This is a genomic window from Kitasatospora sp. NPDC059571, assembly GCF_042735675.1.
Classification (GTDB): Bacteria; Actinomycetota; Actinomycetes; order Streptomycetales; family Streptomycetaceae; genus Kitasatospora.
Genome location: NZ_JBHWBW010000495.1, coordinates 1,842 through 5,693 on the forward strand (window position 1 = coordinate 1,842; position 3,852 = coordinate 5,693).

Consider the following 3,852-nt stretch of genomic DNA (forward strand, 5'->3'; position numbering starts at 1 on the left):
GAACAGTGGTGGACCTCGGCTGCGGCAGCGGACCGACACTGGCGGCGTGGGCCCCGGGGGGGCCGGGCGCGCGGGGGGGGGGGCGCGAACGGGGGGCGCCGGGGTCTGCGGCGGCGGCGCGCCCCCCCGACCGGGCCCCCGGGGGGGGGGTGGCCCCGCGGGGCCCCGGCCGTGGCGGCGGCGAACACCGAGGAGGCGGCGACCGCGGCCACCACGGCGATCCCGGCCAGGTCCTCGGCCCGCCCGTAGCCGTAGGTGTGGCTGCGGTCCGCGGCCCGCCGGCCCACCAGGAAGGCCAGCCCGAGCGGGACGGCGGTGAGCGCGTCCGCGAGGTTGTGCACGGTGTCGCCGAGCAGCGCGACCGAGCCGGAGAGCACCACCACGACGCCCTGGAGGGCGGCCGTGGCGCCGAGCACCAGCAGCGAGATCCACAGCGTGCGCAGCCCCTCGGCGGAGGCCTCCAGCTGTGGGTCGACGCGGTCGGCGGAGTCGTGGGAGTGCGGCCTGAGCAGGTGGCCCAGCCGGTGCAGCGGGCCGGCCGGGTGCCGATGGTCCGCGTGACCGGGGCCGCCGTGGTCGTGGCCGCCGTGGCGGTGGTCATCGTGGCCGTGGTGGCCGTGACCGTGGTGGTCATGGCCGTGGTGGTCATGGCCGTGGTGGCCGTGCCCGTGGCGGTCGTCGCCGTGGTGGTGGCCGTCGTGGTCCGGCCCGCCGGCAGGGTCGCCGTTCCCGCCGCGGCCGGGGCCGTGCGCGGGGACGATCCCTGCGGAGTGGGGGAGCTCATGGGGGTGCGCCGTGTCCGCCATGCGCCCCACGGTGGCACATCAACCCCGCTGCAGCCACTGCCGTTCTACCCGGCCTGACCAGGTGCGATACCCTCGCAGCTGCGCCACCCCTGCGACCTGACTGACTGCACGTCATATAGCGTCCGATTCAGGTCCGTTCCGCGCATCTCAGCAGACTTGTCACCCAAAGCAGCCGGGCAAGGGCCTAGAGTGAGCACCGGGGGCTCCTGTCGCCAATCACCAGATCGAGAGGCCGATGTGACCGATCGTCATGTCCCTTCCGCGGCAACGGTCGAACCCGCCGTGGACGATGACGCCGACGACGATCTCGCGTCCATGCCGCTGGAGTTCACGGCCTTCTGCGAGCTGCACCGTCCCCGCTACCTGAGCTACGCGCGGGTCTGGTTCCACGACCCGGTCCGGGCCGGCCAGGTGGTCGACCGGGCGCTCCGCGCGCTCGCCGGGATCTGGTCCGAGGTCCTGGGCAGCCCCAACCCGACGGCGATCGCCTGGCAGATCCTGCGCAGCACCGTCGCCGCCTGCGACCGCCCGGCCCCCGGGCCGATCGCCGAGCACCGGCCCGCCCCGGCCGACGAGGATCTGGCCATCCTGCACTACGTGGTGGGCCTGGCCGCCCCCGAGATCGCCGACACCGTGGGCGCGGAGCGGGCCAGCGTCGCCGGTCAACTCCGGCACGCCCTGCAGCGGATGCCCCAGGAGTGGTGACGTCCGCAGCGGCGGCCGTGAGCGGGATCACCCGGCCGGTCGCTGCCCGGAGGCCGCCGCGAGGCGAATGATGATCTCCAGTCGGACGGACGGAGATCCCAGTTGTCCATCGAGCACACCGCCGAGATGTTCGAGCTCCAGGCGACTGCCTGCGCCGAACTCGGCTCACCCCTGTACGCGGCCCTGCTGCGCCGCGCCGCGGCCGACGTACGGGCCGGCGGCCCCTGCGCGCAGGCCGTCGCGGGCCACGAGGGCGCCCCCGGCCCGGGCGGGGGGGCCCCCGGGCCGGCCCGCCGCGGCGAGGGCGCCCCGGGGGGCGAGCAGCACGGCGGCGCGGTGGCCGTCGGCGGCCGTCACCCGGGAGGCCAGGTAGGCGATCCGCGCGACGGTGGCCGCCTCCGGCCGCACGGTGCCCGCGACGAAGTCCGGACTGAGCTCGTACAGCGGCACCGGGTCCAAGAGGTCGAAGGCGGGCGGGCCGGCCGGGGCCGCCGGGGCGCCGCCGGTCGTGCCGCCGTCGGCCGCGGCGGCGGCCGGTGCGCCCGGCGTGCCGGGCTGCCGGGCGGCCACCAGGAAGCGGGCGACGGTGTCGTGGACCTGCCCGCTCTGCAGGACCTGCCGGGCGCCGGAGTAGTCGGCGACGCCGGCCGGGGAGCTGTCCCCGCCGTCCGCGGCGGCCGGGTGGGCGGTCAGGGCGCCGATGAGGACGGCCGCGGCGAGGACGGCGGCCCGGGCGGCCCGCCGGGTGCGGCGGTGCTGGGTGGGAGTCATGGGTGGCGGCCTCCTCAGCCGTGGATGCCGATGCGGGAGTGGGTCCACTGGAACGAGCTGTTGCTCACGTAGCCGGAGTAGTTCCACCAGGTGTAGGTCTGGGTGGTGGGCCAGGGGTCGCCGACCGCGATCATGTTGCTCGAACTGTCGTAGCCGTAGACGACGTTCATGTGGCCGCCGCCGGAGTTCCAGCCGATCCGGACGGCGAACGGGCGGCCGCCGGCGATCTCGGCGGAGGTCTCGGCGAAGGTGGCGCTGCGGTACAGGTCGCGGCCGCTGCTGGCGAAGCCCAGGTGGGCCAGGCCGTTGGCCATGTCGCCGAGGGTGGCGGGCTTGTCGTTGCAGTCCAGCCAGGTGCCCTGGGCGGCGAGGCTGCAGAAGTCGGCCTGGGTGTAGCCGGTGCGGCCCCAGTAGGTGGCGATGGTCAGCCCCGAGGCGTCCCAGCACCACTGGTCGCGGACCTGCTTCTGCATGGTGATGGCGAGCGTCGTGGCGCCGGTCGGGCGCGGCGTCGAGCCGCAGACCGGCAGGCCGTTGGTGTTCTCCTGGACGAAGGCGTCGGCGATGTAGTAGGTGCCGGAGTAGATCCACCGGTTGTCGTTCTCGACCGTGGAGCCGGTGGTCCGGCAGGTCATCGGGACCTTCTCGCCGATCCGGGACGATCCGGTGACCTGCGCGGTGGTCGCGGGCTGCGCCCGGTGGTTGATCGAACTCCAGCCGCCCTGGCCGGAGATGACGGTGCCGGTGACCACGCCGGCCTGGGCGAAGGCGCCGATGCCGAACATCAGGGCGCCGGACAACAGCGCGACCACGGCCGCGAGCAGGGCCTTGCGGCCGCGCGAGGTGCGGAGTCTGTGCATGGTCATCTCCTCGATGGGGATCGCGGGTTCGGGCGGGCCGGGCGCCGCGGGGCGCGGGCCGCCGGGAGGGTCAGGGCCGCACGGAGCGGCGCAGGAGGCGGGTGGCCACCGCGACGGCCAGGGCGGCCAGCACGGCCACGCCGAGGCCGGCCAGCGACAGCAGCCAGACCGGCCGGTCCGCGACGGGCGCGGCGGACGGCGGAGCGGACGGTGCCGCGGGGGCGGACGGCGATGCCGGGGCCGCGGAGGCGATGCGCGCGGAGCGCGCGCCGGACGGCGCGACCGGGCCGACGGCCCCGGGCGGGTCGCCCACCGGCACGTCGAGCACGGCCTCGCCGCGGCCGAGGGCAGGGAAGGCGGTCTCCGCGGTGATCCGCCAGCGGCCGGGCGGCAGTGCCTGCTCGGTGGTGAGGACGCCCGGCCGGCCGGGCACCGGGACCAGCCGCCAGGGGCCGACCGCGGAGCCGTCCGCGGCGGTGGCGCCGAGCGTGCCGGCGATGGCGTCCTCGACCGGGTCGCCGTCGTTCTCCCAGACGGCGGTCGCCGTCGGGTGCCCGGCCTGCACCCCGGTGACGGTCAGCCGGATGGTGTCGCCGTGGGCGTGCGCCGGGACGGCCGGGCCGAACACGGCCAGGCCGGCCGGGACGGTGCACAGGAGCGCGCCGAGGAGTGCGGTTCGGAGGGTGCTGCGCATGGTGGGCTCCAGGTGC

General features: G+C 76.3%; 4 protein-coding genes and 1 pseudogene. 2 read left to right on the forward strand and 3 right to left on the reverse strand.

The window, feature by feature from the left end; all coding sequences use genetic code 11:
• Nucleotides 1–806 (reverse strand): cation transporter (locus ACFV0G_RS33790; RefSeq protein WP_380556247.1); only part of this gene is annotated, 806 nt, incomplete at its 3' end.
• A gap of 282 nt (nt 807–1,088) precedes the next feature.
• On the opposite strand from ACFV0G_RS33790, the gene ACFV0G_RS33795 reads away from it, so the two are divergent.
• Together ACFV0G_RS33795 and ACFV0G_RS33800 are read left to right on the forward strand one after the other, a co-directional pair.
• A complete protein-coding gene (locus ACFV0G_RS33795) occupies nt 1,089–1,511 on the forward strand; it encodes a hypothetical protein (protein ID WP_380556249.1) in 423 nt (140 codons plus the stop codon).
• Between the two features lie 126 nt (nt 1,512–1,637).
• On the forward strand, nt 1,638–2,354 hold the full coding sequence (locus ACFV0G_RS33800) for a DUF2332 family protein (RefSeq protein WP_380556253.1): 717 nt from the start codon (nt 1,638–1,640) through the stop codon (nt 2,352–2,354).
• On the opposite strand, the gene ACFV0G_RS33805 is transcribed toward ACFV0G_RS33800, so the two are convergent.
• Both ACFV0G_RS33805 and ACFV0G_RS33810 read right to left on the reverse strand, forming a co-directional pair.
• Nucleotides 2,297–3,142, reverse strand: coding sequence for a papain-like cysteine protease family protein (locus ACFV0G_RS33805; protein WP_380556251.1), 846 nt, complete (start codon nt 3,140–3,142; stop codon nt 2,297–2,299). The two genes, ACFV0G_RS33800 and ACFV0G_RS33805, sit on opposite strands and share 58 nt — an antisense overlap.
• 70 nt (nt 3,143–3,212) lie before the next feature.
• A pseudogene (locus tag ACFV0G_RS33810) lies at nt 3,213–3,852 on the reverse strand (hypothetical protein); the annotation flags it as partial.